A 21977-nucleotide genomic window follows, 5' to 3' on the forward strand; every position below is an offset into this window, starting at 1 on the left:
GGGCAACGTCGTGATGGTACTCTTCGTCATGTGGCATATCCTTTTCTCTTCGAGAATTGCGGCGCGTGAACAACGCCATGATATGCCGCCCCTCAGGGGCCATCACCAACTTTTAGCTATATCCCATCTTCCATCTATCGTCCGCCAACACATCAAAACTCGGCAGGTGCGCCCAACCGGGAATGGTTCACTTGAGGGCGCGGTTTACGCCAGTGGCATTCCCCTGCCCTTGAAGCTGTTTCGCCCTAAGCAATTCAAATGGGGGGTGCGGGTTAAGCTCTGGAATGAAACCCGCAGGCTTGAGGGCATGTTCATCTACGCAGGTCACTACCGCAGCGGTAAATTCGCAGCTGGTGGTCATGTCTTTCAGCGCGTCACCACAAAACCCCTCCCCATCCAATTGCAGACTGGTCCAGCCGTCCCAACAGAAATGGTCAAAGATCGCTCCAAAGACGTCTTTGAAGAAACCGTAGCCGAAATGCTGCCCAGACGGGTTGCGCATGAGATCGGCCGACTTTTACCAGATTAGGAAACGCCATGATCCCCGCCAATGAGATTGAACATCTGGAAGACATAAAGGCGCGGTTCACCTACAAAACTGATCAGGCACAGTACGGGATCAAAGAGCGCTGGAAAATCATCCGGCATGAAACAGGGCCCATTGTTGGCGACTGTGAAGATTTTGCCCTCGCCCTACTCTGGCGTTTATCCAACCGATCAGGCTTCAAGTTTTGGTGGTACATCCTCACCCTGCGCGCCTAAATCTGGTTTTGCATTTCCAGTAACGGCGAAGGTCACGCCATGCTGAAATGGCGGGAGCAATGGGTGGACAATATCTACCCTGATTTTCGAACCAAGCCCCGGCACAAGCGGCGTTACCCGTACCTTGCACCACTTCTGTTGATGAAGCTGATCATATCCGCTGTGCAAGCAAAACTTGCCTAAGCAATCCTCCCCTTATTGAAAGGTTACCCAATGAAACGAACAATTGTCCTCGCCGGTTCGATTGCACTTAGCCTTATGGCTTGTGCTGTTAGCGCCCAAGACATCACCATTGCCGCAGGCAAAGAAGATGGCGGATATGATGCCGCCGCCCATCAAATGGTCGAGCGCCTTGAACAGCGCGGCATGACGGTTGACGTGGTGAACCTCAACGGCTCCTACGAGATCACCTTGGCTCTGTGCAGTGGTCGTGCGCAGGTTCTCGCGCCGAAGTGCTCTTTCTGAAGGGCTTTAATTCTATCGCAAAAACCACGCTTCGAGATTCGATAAACGACCTAGCGCATCTCAATCTCGACGGGAAACTTCGCGCCAACCAAAAACGGTCCGTATTTTGCTATACGTTTTGCTATACTTTTTGCTATACATCGTGATTTTTCGAGAAATCCAAACTCAACCCAAAGCACTGTAAATGAACGATTTTTATATTGTACGGAGTTTCTATGGCGGACAGACAGGGATTCGAACCCTGGAGACGGTCTCCCGCCTACACACTTTCCAGGCGTGCGCCTTCGACCACTCGGCCACCTGTCCTTGAGGCGGGTTCTATCCTTGTTACGGGGGAAGTTGCAAGAGGGAAATTCAGTAAATTTATGCTCGATCCCGCACCGACATAAACCCAAGTGCAACAAGCACTTCAACCAAAACTGCGATCAGAGTTCCGCCGCCTGCTGTTCCAGTTAAACAGCTTAAAACACCGTAAATCACCAACCCAAACATCGACACTGTTATTCCATTAGCAATGGCACTGCGGGCGCTAGATGGGGATGCATATCGCGCCGAAAACAACATTACGCCAAAGCCAAGAAACAAAAATGCTGCGCGCTGAATGAAAAATTCGGCTCCGACATCGCCTTCGACCTGGAAAAACCAGAGAAACAAATTAGGCACAAAGAAAAGCCCTAAAAACAAGAAAAAAAACAGCGCTGATGTGGCCTGCGATACTCGTAAAAATGACATGTGTTACCCTAGTAAATGAACATAAACCCTACGGTTTTGTTTGCCCTTCTTTTCAATTTTGCCAATCCGAACGCGCCCGATTTCAGCTGTGGTTGCAACATGGGTGCCGCCGCAAGGCTGGAGATCGATTTGTTCGCCCTCAGTGCCAATGCGGACAAGGCGTATTTTACCGCCGCCGCGTGGTGGCTTCACCGACATAGTCTTAACCAGATCAGGGTTCGCATCCAGCTCGGCCTCAGTAATCCAATCTTCGCTGATCGTGAGATCGCGCTCAATCAGCGCATTCAGCGCATCTTCGATCGCCGCTTTATCCTCTGGTGCTTCGGGCATATCAAAATCAAGCCGCCCTTTTTCGGCAGCGATGGAGCCGCCTGAAACCGGAAGCGGTACGACAACAGACAAGAGATGCAGCGCCGTATGCACCCGCATGTGGCGATGGCGACGGTCCCAATCCAACGACTGTGTTAGGGTTTGACCTGCCTCGGGCAATGCCTGCGCTTCGCCTGGAATTAAAACGATATCGCCGTCATCATTTTTGATCGCTGTTGCAATGGTTAAGCTTTGTCCATTCCAGCGCAGCACACCGCTATCGCCGGGTTGACCGCCCCCTGCTGCGTAGAAAATTGTCTGGTCTAAAACAACGCCCCCTTCCGGGGTGATAGACAGAACAACGCCCGGCGCATCCTTTAGATATGCGTCGTCACGAAACAACAGTTGGGTCATATTGAATCTTCCTCTGGTGACGCTGATGCATCGAAGTCGACGTCTTCAGTTGCGTCCTTTGGTGTGACAATTGGCTTTGCCTCTGGCACCTTTGCTAACTTGGGGGCCAGGACATCAAGGTTCTTAATGGTGACATCACGCTGTGCGAATGGAATTTCGATCCCTTCTTCCGCAAAGCGGCGGGCAATTTCGTGGTTCATGTCAGATTTCACACTGAGCATCCAATTCACATCCCGCAAAATTGCACGAATTTCAAAGTTCAAGCTATCGGCACCGAACCCTTGAAACACCACACCCGGACCAGGGTTAAGAACAACCATCGGATGCGCCTTTGCGATCTCCAACAAAATCGCCTCCACTTGCCGGCTATCTGATCCGTAAGCGACCCCGATCGGTACAATAACGCGCCCGGTCAGGCTGCCTTTGGTCATGTTCATCACAACGCCAGAGATAAGATCGGCGTTGGGCACAATCACATCGGCACGGTCAAAAGTTTCAATCCGGGTTGAGCGTACTGAAATATCGCGCACGTAGCCGGACTTGCCCGATACTTCAATCCAGTCGCCCTCAGAAATGGGCCGCTCGATCAGCAAAATAATACCGGAGACGAAATTCGATACGATGTTTTGAAGGCCAAAACCAATGCCGACTGACAGCGCTCCCGCAACGATAGCCAATGAGCTGAGGTTGATCCCTGCCCCAGTGATAGCGATCAAAGCCGCAAGAAAAATCCCGATGTATCCTGTGCCCGATACAATTGCGTTTTTCCCGCCCGTGTCGAGTTTCGTCTTAGGGAGCAACGAATTACGCAATGTCCCCTGAATAAGGCGCGTCAAAACATAGCCAATGCTAAACAGCACAGCGAATGTTAGGAAGATCGTTGGCGAAATAGTCGTCCCACCGACGCTCACACCGGCCAAAAAGTTGGTCCAAAGTTCAGACAGTGTCGCAACGCGTGCGCCCCAAATCAGGGCCAACATTGGAACAGCCAACAACATCAGAACAAAACCGATAAGAACCGGAAGCAACGCTTCGCGACCCGTTTCTCGATTGCCTGTCATCACGATGTAAATCTCTGCAACAACCTTTTGCAGAATAAGGATCAGCGCAAACAGGCCCAACGTCAAAACCGTTGGGAAAATAAGCTTTTCGGAAGCCGCCTGATATCCAATCGCGGCCAGAATCACGCCAACACCCATCGCAGCGACAACAGCGCGACCAATCATGCGAATAACTTGACAACGGTAGGTCGGAGGTGTGTTTTCTGCAGTTGCGTTATTATAATGGCTGATCAACATCTGGCCAATGCGCATCGTCATAAACGCGACCAAAACTAAAACTGGAAACCCTAGAACCACAGCGTTTTCTGTTGTTATTCTCTCAGCGGATACAACGACTTGGATCAGAATATTAAACCCAACGAGCAGTCCCAAAGCGCCAGTATACCAACGGGCCTCACTGCGTTGTTCATTCGAAAGCTGCAGGTACGCATTGACTGCGTCGTGACGCGAGAACATCCGTATCCCCAACCAACGTGCCGCAAAAAACATAAAACCCGCCGCCGGGATCGCATCTATGACTGTTGTGCCATGAACGCCAATCAAACCCGTTGAATGGAACGCCTCAACCAAAAAGACCAGTCCCACAACTGGAACAACAACTTGGGCAAAGGAAACCACAAATCCCAGTAACCAGCGCCATGCAACACTATTCTGGCTTTGCAAATAGATCGAAAGCCGTTCAGCCCACCGCCGTCCTCGCAACAACAAGACCGCCGCTAGAACCAATAAAATGACGGTTGCAGGTAGATTGTTTGTAAACTCCGTCCGTTGGATTTGGCTGTTCCACGCTGTGGAAATTTCGGATTTGATATCCGTAACAAACTGAACCCCAGCATCAAAAGCGCCAATCCAGTGCACTGGATTCAGAGGTGAAGGCCCCAACGACAAAAGCTTATTTGTCTGACGTTCCCGGATGATTGTATCAATTTGTGCGATCAACCCACTTGCGCGACTATGGGCAACAGTTGCGCGCTGCCCCGGCGCCCGTGCTTGGGCGAGTTGATCTGTCAATGTCTGGCGTTGGGTCGCAATCTCGGCCGGTTCGCTTCCATCTTCGGGCGCTGGACCTAAGACAGAAATTTGGTTTTGCAGTGACGTAATTTCAGCCGCATTCAACGATTGCGCATCGGCAAATTGTGCACGCCAGTCAGCAAGTTGCTTGCGTAAATCTTCCAATGCCGCGTCAGATGCGCGCCCAGCTGCAATAGCAGTTTGCGCACGCGTTGCCGTGCTTTCCCATGCGGTATAATCCACCGCGGGTGCCGTGGCTTGTGCAACAGCAGGTTCAACAAAGGGTGAAAATGCTGTTGCGAATACGGCGAACAAGCAAAGGGCAATGACGCGAATGTTTGACATTAGTCCTCAAAAACACCTGGAATGCTACGCGGCGCTGCGTCTAGCCAACTTGGCACTGGCAGGCCTTTGCTTTTCAGGAAATCAGGGTTGAATAATTTAGATTGATAACGGTTACCGTAATCACACAATACAGTTACAATACGATGGCCCGGCCCCATATCACGCGCCATGCGCATGGCTCCGGCAATATTTATCCCGGTAGAACCACCAAGACACAAACCTTCGGTTTGCAGTAAATCAAAAACGATGGGCAAAGCTTCAGCATCCGGAATACGGTACGCGTGGTCAACTGTCAGCCCGTCCAGATTGGCGGTGATACGCCCCTGCCCGATCCCTTCGGTGATTGAGCTGCCTTCTGAACCAAATTCACCGGTTTTATAATAGCTATAAAGACCTGCACCTTCGGGGTCAGCCAAGCCAATTTTCACGGATGGATCACGTTCACGCAACCCTGTCGCCATACCAGCCAAAGTGCCCCCGGACCCGACAGCACAGATAAACCCGTCAATTTTTCCATCCATCTGTTCCCAGATTTCGGGCGCGGTTGTTTCGATATGCGCCTGACGGTTGGCGACATTGTCAAATTGGTTCGCCCAGATCGCGCCGTTAGGTTCTGTCTGCGCGAGCTTTTTGGCCAACCGTTCGGAATAGCGCACATAGTTATTGGGGTTTTTGTAAGGTGCTGCGGGCACCTGAACCAATTCGGCACCAGCCAGACGCAGCATGTCCTTTTTTTCCTCGGATTGAGTTTCCGGGATAACAATCACGGTCTTAAACCCAAGCGATGATCCAACAAGCGCAAGCCCGATACCGGTGTTACCTGCGGTACCCTCGACGATTGTACCACCCGGCTTTAGCGCACCACTCGCAATGGCATCTTTGATGATAAACAGCGCAGCACGGTCTTTCACGGATTGGCCGGGGTTTAGAAACTCAGCCTTACCAAAAATTTCGCATCCGGTCTCTTCGCTTGCTTTTTGCAGCTTAATCAGAGGGGTTTTCCCGATGGTATCCACGAGGTCATTACAGATGCGCATAGTGTTCGCCTTATATTCGTTTCGCCAAGTCATAAAACGCTAACAGAGTGAACTCAAGCTTCACTGCGCAAACGTTCCCTGTTTTGTGATAGCCACAAAGCGCTTAAAACCAACGGAGCGACGTTAATCTCCCCCGTTTTTATCGCATTCATAAGCTGATCAAAGGAAATAGTGATCGCACGGATGTCTTCATCTTCGCTATCTAGCCCCGCATATATATCGTCAGCGCTCGTTAAATCACAAAGTGCGAGATAGTGATGATAGAACTCGGTTGAGGCGCCGGGACTTGGATAGCTGCGCGAAATCAACTCGAGACTGTTTGCCGCAATTCCACTTTCTTCTTTCAATTCGCGATGCGCCGCCTCTTCGGGTGTTTCCCCTGCATCAATGCGCCCCGCGACCGCCTCAAGCAACCAAGGGGTCTGATCCCCGCGGATCACTGGACCCGGACGGAATTGCTCTAACAACAAAACCCGATCTCGGTTCGCATCATAAGGTAAGACAATCACGGCATCCGACGAAATAAAAACACCCCGTTCGATTTCAGGGGATACGTCACCATTAAATTTCTTATGGTGTAGATTGATTTCATCAAAAGCAAAAAAGTTATCATAAGGCCGACGATGATCAATGACCTCAAAGTCGGCTTCACTCAGACCGCTGCGCAAATCGATTGGCGTTTCATAAAATCGGCTTTGGATTTTTGCCGCACGCGCGCGAAACATCGGCAGGCGTTTAGCCATTTCTTCCGCACTAACCTTTCCAAACAACGCCATCGCATCTCTTGCAGCACTAAGGGTAATCTCTCCATAACCCGCCACAAAATCCTCAAGCACCCACGGCGCACCTGCGGACCAATGGCCCGGTTGAGGAATGTAAACATCTACGGTTTCGCTTTCGCCTTCTGGGCAAATCTCATGTAGATCATAGTGAAACCCACCTTCATAGAAGTTAAGGCGCGCGACATCCTCTTCGCTACCTTCAAAGATAATGCCAGAGGCATATGAACCCTCGGATTTCTCAATATAAGGAAAGATTTGATCCTTGGCCCAGCTCACTTCAAACCCTGAAAGGGTTGCAGGTTTCGTATCTTGCGCACGCAATGGGCGCCCTATGACCAACTCGAGCAAAGGCAAATAGCACAACGTGCCATAGTAAAACATTCGTTTCATTCAGTTAAGACCATCTTCTTCCGACACCGCCTGCGATGCTGCCCGCAATGACAGATCCCAGAACGAGTGTGATCAACAGTTTCGGCGTTGCGATTAACATCGCGAACTCAAACCATATTTCAAAAACCTTAGCTACCGCTTCGGGCGCATTATCGTAACGCCCCCGCATCGAAAGCTTAATCATGCGCATAAAGGCCTGCACAAAAGTCGCAGTAATAAAAAGCGCGGCCCCCGTCGTGACGCCACCGCCGATCGCATCGCGCCCCCCATATTCGGCGCGCGGCCCCATAATTGTCCAACCGCATATGGCACCAAGCGCCACAGTGATTTCGTAAAGATACCCGTATGGCTGCCCATCCTCTAACAGGGCTGGCACCATATCTGTCACCAGATAAGCCAGCCCCATAAACAAAAGTGCAGACACCAGACGGGCAGCGGTGGGCATGGTGCTTTTCCTATCCCTTATAAAACCTGATCAAGCGCACGGATTGCGGTATTGATCTCTTCTGTTGAAGTATAATGCACAAAGCTCAAACGTAAAACGCCCTTTTGTGGATCAACACCCATCGCCTGCAGCGCACGAACAGCATAAAAATCACCGCCACCTGCCATCACACCCAAAGGCGCAAGCGATTGAGCCGCTTCAAATGCAGAACCGTTCAGCTCAACCGCAACCGTTGGCGCACGATTGTCAGCCTCTATAGGCCCCAATAAACGCACTGAATTCTTCTGAGACAGATAATCCAACAAAGGCTGAAGCAACTCCACCTCATGCGCACGCATCAAATCATGTACGGCCTCTGCCCGCTTTGTTACCCCCGCCTCTGCTGAAAAATGATGTGCATACACAGCATCCGCATAATCAGCCATCCCAGCACAAGCCGCGACCTGAGCATGATCCGGGCCAGCAGGTGTGAAACGTTTATATAGAACGTCAGCGTTGAAATAATGCGCCTGATTTGGCAATTCGAAGCCAAGCCCTTTGCGGATCACCATAATGCCCTGATGCGGACCATAGGTTTTGTAGGCCGAGAACAAATAAACGTCTGCGCCCAAGTCTTGCACATTCGGTATGCCGTGCGGCGCATAGCTGACGCCATCAACGCAGACATAGGCCCCAACATCATGGCCCATCTGAACAATACGCTTTACATCATTGATTTCGCCCACAACATTTGAACAATGCGGAAAGCAAATCAACTTAACTTTCCCGTCCAACAATGCTGCCAGCGCATCCAGCGACAAATGACCGGTTTCGGGATCAATCTGCCATTCCCGCACGTCAATCCCATGATCAGATAAACGACGCCAAACGCCGGTATTGGCTTCGTGATCTTGGTTCGTGACAATAATTGCATCGCCCGGATGCAACATCTTACGAAAGGCTTGGGCCAAAACATAGGTGTTTTGCGTTGTAGACGGTCCAAAGCTCACCTCGTCCGTCTCAACGCCCATCATTTGCGCCAGACGACTACGGGCTTCGTCCATTTCTTCCCCCGCTAGGCGAGAGGCATCATATGGCGCATAGGGCTGAACCTTACGCTGATGATAATAGCGAAACAGACGATCAATAACCTGTTGGCAAGTATAGCTTCCCCCTGCATTTTCAAAGAATACCTGATTTTGCAGGCTTTGTTCTTGAAACGCTGGAAACTGACGGCGGACGAAATCAATATCTAAATGTGTCATACTGCGATAAACGCCTATTCTACGCCCATCTGCAAGACAAAAGCGGTGCCAAATTGACACCGCTTTTCATAGTTATGTTCCGAAATGTTTAGGCATTCACGTCTACAACAACGCGACCTTTGACCTGACCTTTCAAAATATCACCACCCAATGCTGGTAAATCGGACAATGTTGCAGGTTGTATCATCGCCTCCAGACGGTCCATTGGCAGGTCTTTTGCAATACGTTCCCAAGCCCGAAGACGGTTTTCATAAGGCTGCATCACAGAATCAATGCCCAGCAAATTTACACCACGCAGCAAAAATGGAATGACCGTCGCAGGCAAACTTGCCCCACCGGCCAAACCGACAGCCGCAACAGAGGCGCCATAGTTCATCTGACCCAACACCCGTGCGAGCATTGCACCGCCAACAGCATCGACACATCCCGCCCATGCTTCCGCTTCGAGCGGCCGTTTAACTGTTTCATTGATCTCTTCGCGTGCGATGATCTGAGATGCACCCAAAGATTTCAGGTAATCAGCCGTTTCCGGGCGCCCTGTCACACCTGCAACACTATATCCACGATTGGCCAATATCGCTGTCGCAACTGACCCGACACCACCTGCGGCACCTGTTACTAAAACCATTCCATCAGAAGGGGTTAAGCCGCGATCCTCAAGTGCCATAACCGCCAGCATTGCGGTAAATCCAGCCGTACCGACAGCCATTGCCTGACGCGTATCAATCCCCGTCGGTAAGGGAACAAGCCAATCGGCCTTTACCCGTGCTTTTTGGGCATACCCACCCCAGTGGGCCTCACCCACACGCCATCCGGTCAAAACGACTTTGTCACCCGCACTATAACGCGCATCGTTTGAGGCCTCGACAGTGCCTGCAAAATCTATGCCCGGCACATGCGGGTAGTTGCGCACCAGACCGCCACCGGGGCCAATACACAGCCCGTCTTTGTAGTTGACCGTTGAATAGTCGACCGCGACGGTGACCTCTCCCACGGGCAGTTGATCGACTGTCATTGTTTCAACCGACGCGCTGGTTTTACCTGTTTCTTCGTCTTTGCGTACGACAAGTGCGTTAAACATTGTCTTCTCCCTATTTCCAAAAAGCATCACGTATCTGGCCAATTCGCGGCCCGTGATGTGTGTTTATTTCAATGTTGCTGCTAGCAACGGCATCCCCTGTGCGCACCATCCCAATCGCGACATTGCAATTCGCGTCAGGGGACCAAACAGCCGAAGTCACCTGCCCAACTTTTGAGGAACCGCCCATGATGGGCCAAGCTCGGTCACAGACACCAATTGGCTCCCCCAAGATTTCGATAGGGCAGAGAGCAAATTCAGCGCCGCGCTCTGCAACACGTTCAAGTGCGCTACGACCAATGTAATCCGCGTTTGAACTCACGAATTTCCCCAAACCACAGTCAAAGGGTGTATTTTGATCGGTCATATCGTTGCCATAAGACAGCAGCCCACTTTCGACGCGCTCGATCAAATTGGGCCCGCCTGCGCGTACATTCAAATCAGCGCCAGCCGCGAACAATGCATCCCACAAGGACATACCGATTTCGCCGCCATCCACATAAATTTCAAAACCGCCTTGTTTTGAGAACCCAGACCGCGCAACCAATAGGGTTTTTCCCTGAAAGGAAAGCCGCTTATAGCGAAAAAACCGGATTGAACGAACGTCTTCGCCAAACACGCGCGCCATCAGATCATCCGCCTTTGGCCCCTGAACCGCCAAAGGCGAAACATCAGGCTCTGACACGTCGACATCCAAACCAAACCCTGCAACCACACCTTTAACCCAAAGGCGTAAGTCACTGTCAGCTATAGATATCCAGTAATGATCGTCGCTGTGCTTCACCGCAACGGGATCATTTAGCATACCGCCGTATTGATCCACCATAGGCACGTAATAACACTGATCATCCGCCATCTTTGACAGATCCCGCGGCGTCAACAACGCCATAAGCCTATTGGCATCTGGCCCCTTTACGGAAATTTGGCGTTCACAGGCTACATCCCAGACCTGCACATGTGATTTGAGATGCGCACAATCGGCCGCCATGCTGTCAAACATCGTTGGCAATAACATCCGATTGTAAACGGTGTAGGCCTTAACGCCTGCGCGCTCGACCCCGTCTGAAAACGGGGTTCTGCGCAGACGTCGAGAGGGTGAGATCAATGCCATTTTATCCCCCAGTGTCAAGCCGCCTTAGCGACCCGGCCCTTTCCAGTCGATCTGACAGATTTCTGCGGAACGACCTGCAAAGTCCCACACCCGGCCATGGGCGCGCACTTTGCCCTTGTTGGCCGTTGCGATGGTGATGTCTGGGCCCATCCAGTAGCCGGTGTTTGAAACCACGATATCCTGATCAGGATCATTGCCAGCCACGGGAACCACTTCACCTTGGATGATTTTGCCAACCATCAAACGGCGCGCATTACCTTCGGTGGTGAATTCAACAGGCGCGCGTTCAGCCCCTAAAAATTCACTCACCAACATAGAAAACAGACCTGTTGTGCCCTTTGCCGCACCAGAAAAGATTTTCACCAACCCATCATAGGCCACATCAGATGAACGTTCATCGATATAAGCGGCGGCCTTCCAATTGCCGCGTCCCATGAGCCCCGGAATATCAAGAACCAACCCGATATTCAGACCTGACAGGTCTTCATCGCCGTAGTTACCTTCGTCAATACGTACCCCTGCCCAAGCCTGACAGTAACCTTCTGTGGGAGGATGCGCGCCAAGGCTCACCACACAGGGGCAAAAAACCGTACAATTGCAGTTGAGGATCAGTTCCCCTTTGATCGTCCATGGTGTCAATTCGGACATTTCATCTCTCCCATTATAATCCCAAAGGCGCGGCCAAGGCCTGCCCCATTAAAAACATCGCCCAACCCACCAAAACAACGCCCAGCGGTCGGGTTATCCAGCGCCCGATTTCGGGCAGTTTTTCAAAAACCATGAAAACAGTCGCAAGGCCCATCCATGCGATATTCATTGTGCCCCCAACAAACGCGAGCAGCATTAAGGCCCAGCAGCATCCCAAACACACCACACCAAGCCCAAGACCAAGCGACAGCGCATTCCAGCGGTCTGTATTCCAACGTTCCATAAAATACGTAAGCGGCATTCGACATTTAGAAAGACAGGCATCTTTAAACGTCGAAAACTGATAGAGTCCTGCGATCAAAAGCAAAATAATGGTAAGCGGCGTCGACAGGCTTTGCCCAAACGGCGACAAAAGCCCCCAAGATGACAATCCCATCTGTCCGGCGGCTGCAATGATCGAAAACATCAGCCAAACGATCAAATACCCTGCCAGAAGCTCATAAAACCCTTGCCGAGTAGATACGGGTAGATCTTCGTATGTTGTCAGCGCTGGTAAAAAAGTTGGTGCCATCATCGCGCCCGACATAAGCCCCCACATAATAGTGAGTTTTATAAACCCAGCGGCATCAGGGGTTATAGAACACAGCTCTACCCAAAAAGACGCGTCAAACCCGTTCCCAGCCTGCAACATGTCCTGCGGGATCGCCATCGCAAAGAGAGCCAACCAAGCAAAAAGAATACCGCCAAACACCCAGAGCCAATGCGCCCCTGACATTCGTCTTATCCTTTGAGTGAATGGCATGTATGCTTTCCTAAATGAGTCGAAATCAAAATGTCATACATTTAAATGTCTGACAAATGAAATTGAGTAAAATGCCAAAAGAAACCCGCGACCTGTCCGCCCAGATAGCCCAAGCGATCCGCGATGCGATTGTGTCCGGGGAATTGATCGTCGATGAACGACTGCCATCAGAGGCAGAGCTATCAACACAATTTGACGTTTCCCGCCCAACGGTGCGCGAAGCGTTAAAACGGCTCGCGGCGCAAAACCTGATCCGCACCCAACGCGGGGCGACTGGCGGCGCTTTCGTCAACCGTCTGCGCTATGAAGAAGCCTACGGTCAACAAATCACCACCTCAACGCTGCTGATCAGCATGAATGAGGTCGATTTTGAAACCGCCTGCGAAGCACGTTTCGCGATGGAGCGCGCCTGTGCCGCCCTCTCAGCTGCGCGTCGCAACGGCGACCATCTGGCGACAATGCGCGCAGAGATACACCGTCAGGGGCAACCAGGCCTTTCCGACGAAGCCTTTTGCGCGAGCGACGTCGCGTTTCACCGCGCACTTGTCGATGGCGCCGATAATCCGATTTTATCCTATCAATTGGCCGGCGCGGTTGAGGCGATTGAACCCCTTATGAACATGATCACCTTCAGTGCCAGAGATCGCGCACGGATTGTTGAGCTTCACACATGTATTGCCGACGCCATTGAACAAGGCGACGGTGCAGCCGCGGACCAAGCCCTATCCGAACTTACGATCTACACTTCAGAATTGGGGCGCACGGCGCTTGCCCAACGTAAAAACCGCGCGCCCAGTTAAGTTTAGTTTTGATTGAAAATGATGCTCGATCCGTAATTGGCCCAGCCAGATGTCGTGACGCCATTTTCAGTTGATGCGCTATAAGATTGCAGGCCTTCGATTTTCATCACATGAACAATCCCGCCATTTAGATCAATCGCTCCATCATGGCGCGCAGCTGTGCAAATATCGCTGTCGCTGGTGTAAGGTCCGCTTCCCCAAACGCTACGCACTGCCGCTGTCTGTGGGCAAGAACATGTATGCAATGTTTGATCACCGGGCATGACACCACATTCAACGGCAGACACCAACACCATAAAGCTGCTGCCATAAGACGCCCAATTACTGGTTGTTACACCAAAGGCCGTCGTCGATTGATAACTGCTTTGCCCCGGTTCGGGCCTTACGGTGATCAACCCACCCTCAAGTCCAATCGCCCCAGCGTGCAACGCTGCAGTGCAAAGATCACTATCGCTTGTATAAGGTCCACTACCCCACACGCTACGACGTGCGCCGTTGGCTGGGCATTCGCACTCAAACTGCGACGTTCCGATTGTCACGGATGCACATTCTGCAACACTGCCAGAAATCGCCTTTTGCGCTGAAACACCACTTGGCCCAGAAAAAAGCGCGGCAAAAACTGTAAAAATTGTGATCTGAATAGTCTTTTTAAAAATCATCGAAGCATCCTCCTATATATTAGTAGCTTCAAATTCATTGTCTGAATTTCACCGTTACCGGTCAAGTATTGCGATCCGACGGTGTATTTTAGGTTGCAAAGGGTTGAAATCGCCGTGGAACTTACATAGATCAAAGGCGTTGGGCTTGCTCAACTATGGACATAAACGCGCTCGTAATAAGCGGATCGGACCCGGGGGCGGTACCCGGCGACTCCACCAATCACCCTATCGTTTGGGGTCATGGGGTCGAAATAGGATCGACGAACGTCTAAAGGGGTTTGCTTTGTTTCGGTGAGTTACCACCGTTATCGGTACGTTTAAGCTAGTTGCAAACGACAACAAAGCTCCAATGGCTCTCGCAGCGTAAGCTGTGCGAAACATTGAAACCTTAAGTCCTTTCGCCTAGCAGCGATTGGCGGGGTCCGCAGGTACCTGGCAACAGAAACCTGCACTTCCCACCCAAATTAACGCAGCACTTATTCACCACTTTACTTTGAGCTAAAGGGCATTATGTTTTTAGAAAGTGATAATACATCTCATGTTATTTTCACATAAAGGCTGTCTTATTTTTCAAACACCTAACTTTACCTTAGCAAATTCCCAAAACAGTTTAAGAAATTAAAATTCCCGTAACCTACTCTTTCCTTCATCATAGAATTCACTATTCTAACAACAGAGTCGCAAACAGAGAGATCGCATGTCTGATACTATTGATTATGGCAACCTGATGCACCGCGCGATGCGTGGTTTAATCAAAGACGTATTGTCCAGCATTGCGAAAGATGGGCTGCCCGGCGATCATCATTTTTTCATCACCTTCGACACTTTGCACCCTGACGTGCAAATTGCGGATTGGCTGGCGGAACGCTACCCCGATGAAATGACTGTTGTTGTGCAACATTGGTTTGACAATCTAGACGTCACTGATGAAGGTTTTTCAATCACGTTGAACTTTGGCGATCAGCCTGAACCACTCTATATCCCTTATGCGTCTTTGGTCACCTTTGTTGACCCATCCGTTGAATTTGGTTTGCGGTTTGAAACCCACAGCGAGGATGACGACGACTTCGACAGTGATGACGACGTTGAAGAAGCCCCTATCAGCGAAAACGTAGAAGCTGTTGAAACTCAACAAGAAGCTGAAATCGTAAGCCTTGACAGTTTCCGCAAATAAACGCGTTGCGCCGATACACCAATTAACAAAACATTAAATCCTCGCAAGGTTTTTGCTTGCGTAATCTGCTCCATTTTGTTGAAATTTAATTAAAAAAACAAATAATTGGAGCAGACATGAATAACAGGCGAGCCATGCGCGCTTACCTCGATGAGGAGCGCGCGCTATATCAGCAACTTTCACAAACGCATCCCAGATATGCCAAATTTGTTGAGCGCATTGAACTTTGGCTCAAACGTACCCGCAAGGCATGGCGAACACTCTCGGATAGAGATGTGGCCATCCCAGATACGTTTTTGCAACCCTATCAAATCGACAAAACTGCGTTCCTCCCCCAAGGTCAGGGCAAAGGTTTGCTTAAGAAGCGATCAATGTTGTTGAACATGGTGCAGATCAAATACCAGCTTCGCGGTTACAATATGATGCGCGAATATCAACGCTGCGTCGATTTCTACCCAGAAACGCTTGATCCAGACCGTTCCTATGAAATTCTTGAGCTGTCATCAGGCAGCTGCGCCTCAGTCGAAGTTGCACGGCATTTCGGAAACACACTTCAACCAACTGAGTTTCTAGAAGGGCGCGGATCAGTTTATGATCCGATTCATCAGGCGATTGACGCAAAGCCGATCAATTTCAATGGGGCGCAAACTCCGTATCAATTCGACGACAATAGCTATGATATTGTTACCTGCTTCCAAGCAATTGACGCCTATGGTGACGAGGCACAATATGCTGAATTTATTGGTGAAATGTCACGTATTGCACGGGAAAAGGTTGTTATTGTTTTCAACCCAAGCGTAGAGAGTAAATTCAAGGGTGATGTCGAAAACAGCTCCGACACATTGACCCGATTGCTATCGAACACCTTCCCGGGCGCTGAGTTCAACAAATGCCCGTCTACCGGCCTGCTTTCGATGGTTTGGAACACCGAAGAAGAAGAGCAACGCCTCACTGCGTGAATTTGCCGCCAATCAATGCGGTATACAATGGTATATCGTATTGATTTCCTCCTCGATCCGGCTAAAAAGAGCCTAACATCGTAAGGAGTTTCCCATGTCGACCACCCGCACAGAAACAGACAGCTTCGGCCCACTCGAAGTTCCATCAGATAAATACTGGGGTGCGCAGACCCAACGATCCATTATGAACTTCCCGATTGGTTGGGAAAAGCAGCCTGTCGCCATCGTGCGCGCCTTGGGTGTGATCAAGCAAGCCTGCGCCGAAGCCAACATGGCCTCTGGCAAACTGGACGCAGATCTTGGCAAAGCTATCGTTCAGGCGGCATCCGAAGTGGTTGCTGGTAAATTTGACGATAACTTCCCGCTGGTCGTGTGGCAGACTGGGTCAGGCACCCAATCCAACATGAACTCAAACGAAGTTATTGCAAACCGAGCTATCGAAATTCTGGGCGGCGTGATTGGCTCAAAAGACCCGGTTCACCCGAATGACCATTGCAACATGGGTCAATCTTCAAACGATACGTTCCCAACTGCGATGCACATCGCAACCGCGATGACCGCGCGTGACGTTTTGCTGCCGGGTCTGGAAAAACTACGCGCTGCTTTGGCGGATAAGGTCAAAGAATTTGATGGCATCATAAAAATCGGCCGCACCCACACAATGGATGCAACGCCATTGACCCTTGCCCAGGAATTCTCTGGCTACGAACATCAGGTTGCAATGGGCACCGAACGTGTGAAATCCGCCCTACCCCGGATTTATGAACTGGCCCAAGGTGGCACAGCTGTTGGCACCGGATTGAACACGCAACAAGGCTGGGGTGAAACCGTCGCGGCCAATATGGCGCGTATCGCTGATTTGCCTTTCGTCACCGCCCCAAACAAATTCGAAGCTTTGGCAGCACATGACGCCATGGTTGAAATGTCTGGCGCGCTTAAGACTGTTGCTGTGTCCCTTTATAAAATCGCAAGCGACATTCGGATGCTGGGGTCAGGTCCGCGTTGTGGCCTAGGTGAATTGATGCTGCCGGAAAATGAACCTGGCTCCTCTATCATGCCAGGCAAAGTGAACCCCACCCAATGTGAGGCACTGACACAGGTTTGCGCCCATGTCTTTGGCAATGACGCCGCTGTTGGATTTGCGGGCTCCCAAGGTCATTTTGAACTGAACGTTTATAAACCCATGATGGCCTATAACGTTCTTCAATCTATGCAATTGCTGGGCGATGCGTCATCTGCCTTTACCGACAATTGCGTTGTGGGCATTCAGGCAAACCGCGATCGCATTGAAAAACTGATGCGTGAGTCATTGATGCTGGTTACAGCTTTGGCGCCAACAATCGGTTATGACAATGCTACCACCGTTGCCAAAACTGCCCATAAAAACGGCACCACCCTCAAGGAAGAAGCGATCGCACTTGGCTTTGTGGATGATGAAACATTCGAACGGGTTGTGCGCCCGGAACAAATGATCGGTCCCAAAGCCTGATGGCTAAGATCGTAAATCTAACGCGCGCCCGAAAATCACGGGCGCGCGACGCAAAGCGAAAGACAGCTGCGCAAAACGCTGCCAAATTTGGGCAAACCCGCACCGAAAGCGCAGATGTTCTGCGCGATTTGGAAACGCTGAAATCGCACCTAGATCAACACAAGCTGGACAAAGACAATTCCGACCTTGATTGATCAAAATCCATGCGCGTGTTTAACTCAGCCATGATTAATGATTACCCTAAAAAACGATCCCTTACGCTTAAGGGACACCGGACAAGCGTCACGCTTGAAGATGCATTTTGGCGGGCGTTTCGCGATATTGCCGCGCGTGATGAAAAGGCGATAAATGTGCTTGCCGCAGAGATTGACGCCATGCGCGATTTGGAAACTGGGCTCGCTTCAGCGATACGATTATACGTTTTGGCAGATTTACAACGCAGACTTAGCGACGCGTAAATTTGAGCCAAATGCCGTCTTTGGACCGTACGGTTAAATGCGCAACAGGAACGGCAGGCTTTTCAGCGACAACTTCAACCTTAAATGACCGCAAGATCATAGACAGGATCAGCGGCCCCTCAACCATCGCAAACCCCGCACCGGGACAGACGCGCGCGCCGGTGGAAAAAGGCATATAAGCCTCTCTCATGCAGGTTTTGCCGTTCTCTGTGCCAAAACGCGTTGGGTCAAACCCATCTGGATTGTCCCATAGCCGTTCATGACGGTGCAAATGCCAAGGGGATAAAACCACTTGCGATCCAGCTTTAACCTCACGATTGCGAAAATTCTGCGGACAGGCCGCTTCGCGCACCATCATCGGAACAGGTGGATACAGGCGCAGCGTTTCACGAAACACATCACGCGAGACGCGCAGTTTTGACATCACCGAAAAATAGATCGTTTCAGGGTCAATTTCGCGTTGGGCCTCGTCTGAGATTTTCTCTTGCCACTCAGGATAGAGCGCCATGAGATACAGCGCCCATGCTAAGGCTGACGCGCTGGTTTCGTGCCCCGCGAGAAAAAATATCGCGACCTGGTCAATCATTTCTTCAGTGTCAAAACACTCACCTGTTTGTGGGTCAGGAAAGGTCATGATTTTTGTCGCGAGGTCGTCAGGGGCGTTGCCCTCTTTGATTTCCGCCATTCTGGTTGAGGTCAATTGGGCAATCAAATCCCGAATAATACGGGCGGAGCGTTTTGTTTTCCGACCAAAAAACCGTGGCATCCAACGCGGCAACGGCACAAAGGCCGCCAAATTCACAATCGGCTGACTGCGCTGGTATTCCCGAAATTCATCAAACACCGCGCCTGCCACGCTATGGGTGATCGGGATTGAAAACAAAGTGCGGAAAATGACATCGGCAGCAGCGTGGCTGGTTTCACTCTCGACCTCAATCGGTGCATCCCCGGCCCTTGCATCTAGGCGCTCGACACAGGAAACAGCGGCGTCCCACATCGCAGGAAACGTATCGCGTAACCGCCCCCCTTCGAATGCAGGGTCAATGATACGGCGCTGACGTTTCCACTGTTCGCCATTGGTCACAAAAACAGAATCCCCCAGCAACGGGCGTAACCCTTCGGTCACACGCTCTGATTTCGGAAATTCATCGGGTCGCGCCTTAAGAACTTCATCCACCAGATCGGGTTGATTGACCAAATAAGATCGAAAAAATGGTGTCCGAAATTCGGCCATCCACGCACGGTACAGTTTTTCAGGTTGCGCCGACAGAATGTCCTGCCGAAACAATTTGAGGTACCGAAACAACGATACCCGGCCAGAACGTGATTTGGGTTTGGGTGATATCATGGTTTCTGATTGGTAAAGGGTGACAGGCAAACGTCAATGCGCGATTTTGACGGCGATCTCTCACCATACCGTTGCGCAAGTGTTTTTGGCCCTGCCGTGATTTGAAAATAATCATAATCTTTGGGCCGATCAAAAGCACACAGGTATTGGAAATGCAGCCTGAAAAAACGCCATCTTAGTTGTTTCCAACGTTCTGGGCTTAGGCTTTGGGTAAACGCAGCGGAAAAGACCAAAGGCCAACGCTGCTCAGGTGATCCTGCACCAGAAACCGCCACCGGATCACAAAGCGCAAAGGTGCATCCATCCCCCGGCGCGCTCACATCAGCCCAAAATATTGCTTCGCTTTTGGAAACTTCGCTCAGGTCACGGCGAATTTCCCAAGCGTCCGGTAAAAACGACGCCATTGGAACAGCATGACCAAGGGACAAAAACGATAGTTCAGGCCCGTCAGTATGACCATGTTCCCGCAAATAGGATGCCAGTACAGAGGTTCCGATATGAACACCTGAGGAATGCCCAACAAGCAATACCTCATCTACGTCGCTTTGCATGATGTCCGTCAGCCGCCCGGAAAACTGGGCGATCCTGTCACGCATACGCGGGCTATAGGCCCCTTTGCTTTTGGCAGTGTAGGCGTAATCATGCATCAAATAATAAACGTAGATCTTATTATCTATGGACCGAAACCACCGTAAAATCAGAATGACGCTGACAAAGAACATCAGCCAGAACAAAAGTGCATGCGCAAAGCTGCCCAACCAACCGATGAACCAAGCCCCGCCAAGCGCAACACACAGCTGTAAGATCAGGGCCACCGCCGGATAAAGCGCCGCGATAACGGGCCCTTTGCGCATCTTAAACAACCGCGAAATCACCCCTGACCCGAAATACACCCACGCCGTGCGCAGCAACACCAGATAGGTGCTGAATATGTTATGTTTCATTGAATCTTGAACGAGGTCGGACCAGAAAAACACCTCAACCGTCGCGGACACCGGTTGATCTTCGATTACCGCTTCGACGTTCCAACTGTAGTTTTCCCCTGTTGGGCCGGCAGATTGAGAAATATCATAGCCACTGATGCGGGCCTGTTCAGTGCTTTCGCTACGGTACAATTCGCGGTATCGGCGCGGCAAAAACGGATCATACCCCGGCACATAAAGAACATGCCGTTTCTTGACCTGTGTTTGTGACTGCTGTGTCATATCTACCGAATATTACGCTGTTTTTTACAGCCTAATAGAGGATCGCGGCGATTTTAAGCCCTATCAGCCAAAAGTTTGCAATGCGGGGAAGGCTTCGTTCAACCAAAGTGCAAAATCGGTAAATTTTCCGGTCGCCATCATCAGACCAACCGTCCAAAGCAAAAGCCCCATTGTGCGTTCAATACGTTCCATATTGCGCTTCATCCAATTGAGCGGTCCCTTTAGGCGCGGAAAGAATGCGGCGACCAGCAAAAATGGGATACCCAAACCAAAGGCATAAACACCCAACAGCGCCATACCACGCCCGACGGAATGCTCCACCATGGCGAGCGAACTAATCGCGCCCAACACGGGCCCTAGACATGGGGACCAGCCAAAGGCAAAAGCCAACCCAAGCACAAACGCACCAAAGGCAGATCCGCCCTGATCCCCGGCATCCATACGGTATTCACGATCCAGAAACCGCAATCGATACACGCCGACAAAATGCGCGCCCAAAATCATAATGACCAACCCAGCACCAATGACAAAATAGCCCTGGTTCACGATTAAAAATCGCCCAAACACCGATGCCGCTGCGCCAATCAGCAAAAAGACAACCGACAATCCCATAACAAAGAACAGCGCCGTTATCATAATACGACGGCGAGACGCCTTTTCGTCGCTCATGTCGTCCATGGATACGCCGCTCATATAGGCCAGATAAGGCGGAACAACCGGCAAGACGCAGGGACTGAGGAACGAAATTAAACCACCCAGCAACGCCACCAGCATCGCAGGCAAGAAAGACGCATCAAAGATCGGGGTAACATCCAAAAGGGCGGCAATGGTCATTATAATTTCCTCTCTCCTTCCCCTTAGGCGATCCTAAACAAAAGGTCACGAGCGATAATGTCACATTTGCGTAAGTGGGGTCCCTCTTGCGCAGATCATATCCCCCCTATACATGCGTTTTATGACCTATGATGATACTCTCGACGCACTTGGGCTTTTGTGCCCCTTGCCTGTCCTCAAAGCCCGCAAGCGCTTAAAATCAATGTCTGCCGGGCAGGTTCTCTGCATCAAGGCGGACGATCCCGCCGCAGTTATTGATATTCCACATTTCTGTAACGAAGCCGGACACACCTTAGAGGCATCCATTCCTGAAGGCGCCTATATGGAGTATCTGATCCGCAAAGGCAGCTAGATCAACTTAGAAATACAAGTCTTTGACTTACAAATAAAAAGCGCCGGGAAATTCCCAGCGCTT

At 50.9% G+C, this 21977-nt stretch carries 25 protein-coding genes, 1 tRNA gene and 1 other RNA gene; 11 read left to right on the plus strand and 16 right to left on the minus strand.

What is annotated here, in order from left to right; translation table 11 throughout:
• The 3 genes from G9C99_RS04710 to G9C99_RS04720 form a co-directional block, all read left to right on the plus strand.
• Positions 1-529: hypothetical protein (locus G9C99_RS04710; RefSeq protein WP_407926001.1), on the plus strand; the 529-nt coding region annotated here is incomplete at its 5' end.
• An 8-nt stretch (positions 530-537) separates the two neighbouring features.
• Complete coding sequence (locus G9C99_RS04715) at positions 538-762, plus strand: transglutaminase-like cysteine peptidase (protein ID WP_166416317.1); 225 nt, start codon at positions 538-540, stop codon at positions 760-762.
• Between the two features lie 213 nt (positions 763-975).
• The gene (locus G9C99_RS04720) at positions 976-1227 is read left to right on the plus strand and encodes a hypothetical protein (RefSeq protein WP_166416318.1); all 252 of its coding nucleotides are present in this window, start codon (positions 976-978) and stop codon (positions 1225-1227) included.
• A gap of 216 nt (positions 1228-1443) precedes the next feature.
• On the opposite strand, the gene G9C99_RS04725 is transcribed toward G9C99_RS04720, so the two are convergent.
• The 12 genes from G9C99_RS04725 to G9C99_RS04780 form a co-directional block, all read right to left on the minus strand.
• Positions 1444-1533: transfer RNA gene (locus G9C99_RS04725), tRNA-Ser, on the minus strand.
• A gap of 57 nt (positions 1534-1590) precedes the next feature.
• Positions 1591-1959, minus strand: a complete 369-nt coding sequence (locus tag G9C99_RS04730; protein WP_166416319.1) for a hypothetical protein — start codon at positions 1957-1959, stop codon at positions 1591-1593.
• 3 nt (positions 1960-1962) lie between these two features.
• Positions 1963-2682, minus strand: a complete 720-nt coding sequence (locus G9C99_RS04735; protein WP_166416320.1) for an alanyl-tRNA editing protein — start codon at positions 2680-2682, stop codon at positions 1963-1965.
• The gene (locus G9C99_RS04740; RefSeq protein ID WP_166416321.1) at positions 2679-5099 is read right to left on the minus strand and encodes a DUF3772 domain-containing protein; all 2421 of its coding nucleotides are present in this window, start codon (positions 5097-5099) and stop codon (positions 2679-2681) included. The genes G9C99_RS04735 and G9C99_RS04740 overlap by 4 nt, the downstream gene beginning before the upstream one ends.
• Complete coding sequence (locus tag G9C99_RS04745; RefSeq protein WP_166416322.1) at positions 5099-6136, minus strand: cysteine synthase A; 1038 nt, start codon at positions 6134-6136, stop codon at positions 5099-5101. Before G9C99_RS04745 ends, G9C99_RS04740 begins: the two co-directional genes overlap by 1 nt.
• Positions 6137-6189: 53 nt before the next feature.
• Positions 6190-7308, minus strand: coding sequence for an NUDIX domain-containing protein (locus tag G9C99_RS04750; RefSeq protein ID WP_166416323.1), 1119 nt, complete (start codon positions 7306-7308; stop codon positions 6190-6192).
• Positions 7309-7312: 4 nt separating this feature from the next.
• A complete protein-coding gene (locus G9C99_RS04755) occupies positions 7313-7753 on the minus strand; it encodes a TrgA family protein (RefSeq protein WP_166416324.1) in 441 nt (146 codons plus the stop codon).
• Between the two features lie 17 nt (positions 7754-7770).
• Positions 7771-8997 (minus strand): aminotransferase class V-fold PLP-dependent enzyme, encoded by a 1227-nt coding sequence (locus G9C99_RS04760; protein ID WP_166416325.1) that lies wholly within the window; start codon positions 8995-8997, stop codon positions 7771-7773.
• 88 nt (positions 8998-9085) lie between these two features.
• A complete protein-coding gene (gene acuI / locus G9C99_RS04765; RefSeq protein ID WP_166416326.1) occupies positions 9086-10078 on the minus strand; it encodes an acryloyl-CoA reductase in 993 nt (330 codons plus the stop codon).
• 10 nt (positions 10079-10088) lie between these two features.
• On the minus strand, positions 10089-11186 hold the full coding sequence (locus G9C99_RS04770; RefSeq protein ID WP_166416327.1) for a dimethylsulfoniopropionate demethylase: 1098 nt from the start codon (positions 11184-11186) through the stop codon (positions 10089-10091).
• Between the two features lie 24 nt (positions 11187-11210).
• Entirely contained in the window at positions 11211-11834 is a 624-nt protein-coding gene (locus tag G9C99_RS04775; RefSeq protein WP_166416328.1) for a DUF1326 domain-containing protein, read from the minus strand.
• A gap of 13 nt (positions 11835-11847) precedes the next feature.
• Positions 11848-12609, minus strand: a complete 762-nt coding sequence (locus G9C99_RS04780) for a DUF2182 domain-containing protein (protein ID WP_166416329.1) — start codon at positions 12607-12609, stop codon at positions 11848-11850.
• Positions 12610-12692: 83 nt separating this feature from the next.
• Here G9C99_RS04780 and G9C99_RS04785 point away from each other — a divergent pair, with 83 nt between their 5' ends.
• Positions 12693-13436: a FadR/GntR family transcriptional regulator gene (locus tag G9C99_RS04785; RefSeq protein ID WP_407926002.1), complete on the plus strand. Its 744-nt coding sequence runs from the start codon at positions 12693-12695 to the stop codon at positions 13434-13436.
• Between the two features lie 2 nt (positions 13437-13438).
• Here G9C99_RS04785 and G9C99_RS04790 read toward each other — a convergent pair whose 3' ends face one another.
• Positions 13439-14095, minus strand: a complete 657-nt coding sequence (locus G9C99_RS04790) for an LCCL domain-containing protein (protein WP_166416330.1) — start codon at positions 14093-14095, stop codon at positions 13439-13441.
• A gap of 99 nt (positions 14096-14194) precedes the next feature.
• Here G9C99_RS04790 and ssrA point away from each other — a divergent pair.
• The 6 genes from ssrA to G9C99_RS04820 all read left to right on the plus strand — a co-directional run bounded on the left by ssrA (position 14195) and on the right by G9C99_RS04820 (position 18175).
• Positions 14195-14548: a transfer-messenger RNA gene (gene ssrA / locus G9C99_RS04795) on the plus strand.
• Positions 14549-14792: 244 nt separating this feature from the next.
• Entirely contained in the window at positions 14793-15269 is a 477-nt protein-coding gene (locus tag G9C99_RS04800; RefSeq protein WP_166416331.1) for an SspB family protein, read from the plus strand.
• A gap of 116 nt (positions 15270-15385) precedes the next feature.
• Complete coding sequence (locus G9C99_RS04805; RefSeq protein ID WP_166416332.1) at positions 15386-16228, plus strand: hypothetical protein; 843 nt, start codon at positions 15386-15388, stop codon at positions 16226-16228.
• 94 nt (positions 16229-16322) lie between these two features.
• Entirely contained in the window at positions 16323-17717 is a 1395-nt protein-coding gene (fumC, locus tag G9C99_RS04810; protein WP_166416333.1) for a class II fumarate hydratase, read from the plus strand.
• Positions 17717-17911: a DUF4169 family protein gene (locus G9C99_RS04815; RefSeq protein ID WP_166416334.1), complete on the plus strand. Its 195-nt coding sequence runs from the start codon at positions 17717-17719 to the stop codon at positions 17909-17911. Before fumC ends, G9C99_RS04815 begins: the two co-directional genes overlap by 1 nt.
• Positions 17912-17920: 9 nt before the next feature.
• Positions 17921-18175, plus strand: coding sequence for a ribbon-helix-helix domain-containing protein (locus G9C99_RS04820; RefSeq protein ID WP_231703986.1), 255 nt, complete (start codon positions 17921-17923; stop codon positions 18173-18175).
• Here G9C99_RS04820 and G9C99_RS04825 read toward each other — a convergent pair.
• The 3 genes from G9C99_RS04825 to G9C99_RS04835 all read right to left on the minus strand — a co-directional run bounded on the left by G9C99_RS04825 (position 18162) and on the right by G9C99_RS04835 (position 21562).
• A complete protein-coding gene (locus G9C99_RS04825; RefSeq protein ID WP_166416335.1) occupies positions 18162-19523 on the minus strand; it encodes a cytochrome P450 in 1362 nt (453 codons plus the stop codon). The two genes, G9C99_RS04820 and G9C99_RS04825, sit on opposite strands and share 14 nt — an antisense overlap.
• A complete protein-coding gene (locus G9C99_RS04830; RefSeq protein WP_166416336.1) occupies positions 19520-20728 on the minus strand; it encodes a hypothetical protein in 1209 nt (402 codons plus the stop codon). The genes G9C99_RS04825 and G9C99_RS04830 overlap by 4 nt, the downstream gene beginning before the upstream one ends.
• 63 nt (positions 20729-20791) lie before the next feature.
• Positions 20792-21562: a cytochrome c biogenesis CcdA family protein gene (locus G9C99_RS04835; RefSeq protein ID WP_166416337.1), complete on the minus strand. Its 771-nt coding sequence runs from the start codon at positions 21560-21562 to the stop codon at positions 20792-20794.
• A gap of 121 nt (positions 21563-21683) precedes the next feature.
• On the opposite strand from G9C99_RS04835, the gene G9C99_RS04840 reads away from it, so the two are divergent.
• The gene (locus G9C99_RS04840; protein ID WP_166416338.1) at positions 21684-21914 is read left to right on the plus strand and encodes a sulfurtransferase TusA family protein; all 231 of its coding nucleotides are present in this window, start codon (positions 21684-21686) and stop codon (positions 21912-21914) included.
• Positions 21915-21977 lie beyond the last annotated feature (63 nt).

The sequence above is a fragment of the Cochlodiniinecator piscidefendens genome, from assembly GCF_011326755.1.
In the GTDB taxonomy this organism is placed as follows: Bacteria; Pseudomonadota; Alphaproteobacteria; order Rhodobacterales; family Rhodobacteraceae; genus Cochlodiniinecator; species Cochlodiniinecator piscidefendens.